This is a genomic window from Bifidobacterium myosotis (genome assembly GCF_002259745.1).
In the GTDB taxonomy this organism is placed as follows: Bacteria; Actinomycetota; Actinomycetes; order Actinomycetales; family Bifidobacteriaceae; genus Bifidobacterium; species Bifidobacterium myosotis.
In genome coordinates, this window is record NZ_MWWW01000046.1 from 1 (window position 1) to 1,919 (window position 1,919).

The 1,919-nt window shown below is 62.2% G+C and carries 1 protein-coding gene; it reads left to right on the top strand.

All coding sequences use genetic code 11. From position 1 onward, the window contains the following. Nucleotides 1–415 precede the first annotated feature (415 nt). Nucleotides 416–1,684 carry an ISL3 family transposase gene (locus BMYO_RS11270; RefSeq protein ID WP_158217003.1) on the top strand — a complete coding sequence of 423 codons (1,269 nt, stop codon included), beginning with the start codon at nucleotides 416–418 and terminating at the stop codon, nucleotides 1,682–1,684. Nucleotides 1,685–1,919: the final 235 nt, after the last annotated feature.

Below are 1,919 nucleotides of genomic sequence, written 5' to 3' on the forward strand. Positions count from 1 at the left end.
CCCTTCGTCAGGACGTTGCCGTGAAACAGACAGCGGAGCTATTTGCCGGCAACATGCAAGCCGGCAGGCAAGCCAGCAGAACACGCGCGAAGTGCGTCCGTGATTGCAGGACGAGCTAGCCCGCGAAGCTGGTTTGAGGGGGTAGTGAATTAATCAACGAACTTCTGACGTGGCATACTAGTATGCCGCGTCATTAATTCGTTGATTATATTTTTGGCTCCCCTTGTTAGGGGAACCGGCCCGCGAAGCGGGTCTGAGGGGTAGGGAATTAATAAGAGCCTTCGCCAGTTTGTGTGGTGGGGTGTTGAGCCTTGGCGTCGTGGCCGGGGCTTTTTCGTGTGCGGGTATGGAAGGGGCGTTCGCCTGTTAGGTTTGTTTCCGCCAAGAAATGGAACCGAAGAACAGGGGAACGCCTATGCCCACCATATCAGCCGGCGCGCTCAAGCGCATGCTGCATCTGCCCGCCAACGTCGTGATCGGCACGCCCCGCGTCGAACGGGATCACGCCGGCCGTGAGATCGTCGTCGTCCCGGTCCGCCCGTATGCGAGTGTCATGGGCCGGTGCGCTGAATGCGGCGGGCATGGCCGGCCGTATGACCGTCTGCCCACGCGACGATGGCGGCATCTCGACATCGGCTGCGCGAGGCTTTTCCTGGAGTACGCGCCTCGGCGCGTGACCTGCGCCGGGCATGGCGTGACGGTCGCGATGGTGCCGTGGGCGAGACGCAAGAGCGCGTACACGTATGACTTCGAGCAGCAGGTCGCGTGGCTGAGCGTGCACGCGCCCAGAAGCGCCGTGTCGGCCCTGACTCGCGTCGACTGGAAGAGCGTGGGCCCCGTGTGCAAGAGGGTCGCCGACGACCTGCGGGTCGAACAGGGCGCTGGCCTGTTCGACCATCTGCGCTCCATCGGCGTGGACGAGACCAGCTACAGAAAGGGCCACAAGTACATGACCGTGGTCGTCGACCACGACCGCGGGCGCGTGGTCTGGATGCACCCGGGGCACGGGGAGAAGGTGTTCGACCTGTTCTTCCAACAGCTGACGCCGGCCCAGCGCGCCTCCATCCGGGTGATCACCGGCGACGGGGCGCGGTGGATCGACGAGTGCGCGTTCCGCTGGTGCCCCATGGCCGAACGCATCCTCGACGGGTTCCACATCGTGTCCTGGGCGACCGACGCGCTCGACAAGGTCCGCACCGCCGCATGGCGCGAGGCCAGAAAGGCCGGCACGGCCCGGAAGGGCGCCAAGGACCCGATCAAGGGCGCGCGTTGGGCGCTGCTGAAGAACGAGAACGACCTGACCGCCGGCCAGAAGGCCCAATTGGAGTGCGTGGCGAACACCAACGAGACCCTCTGGGAGGCGTACAAGCTCAAGGAACGCCTCAGGATGATCCTCAAGCAGACGGCGGACGAGGCCGCGCCCCTGCTGCGCCAATGGGCCGCGGACGCGTTCCTGTCCGGCATCCCGGGCTTCGTCCCGCTCGGAGAGAAGATCGCCAGGCGCCACTTCGACATCCTCGCAACCATCCGTTCCGGACTGTCCAACGCCAGGCTCGAGGCCATCAACAACAAGATCAAGACCACCATCAAGATCGGCTACGGCTACAGGAACCTCGACAACCTCATCAGCCTCGTCATGCTCAAATGCGGAGGACTCAACCTCACACTCCCCGGACGCCAATAGCCAGCAGGCCAGACCAGCAATCTACACCCACACAAACACCCGAAGAGCCATTAATAAACGAATTTCTGACGTGGCATACTAGTGGTCTGTCTCACTAATAATTGAGGGGTCCAGCTTCTGTCTCTCCCCAGTCAGCTTCATTGGTAACCTCCTCGTTAGAGGAGAAACTCTACCCCTCAATTATTAGTGAGACGGATCACTAGATGTTCGATTGACGTGTGGCTGACGTGTGAGC

Coding starts and splice junctions, on each gene's coding strand:
- BMYO_RS11270 (WP_158217003.1), top strand. CDS start 416: ATGCCCACCATATCAGCCGGCGCGCTCAAGCGCATGCTGCATCTGCCC.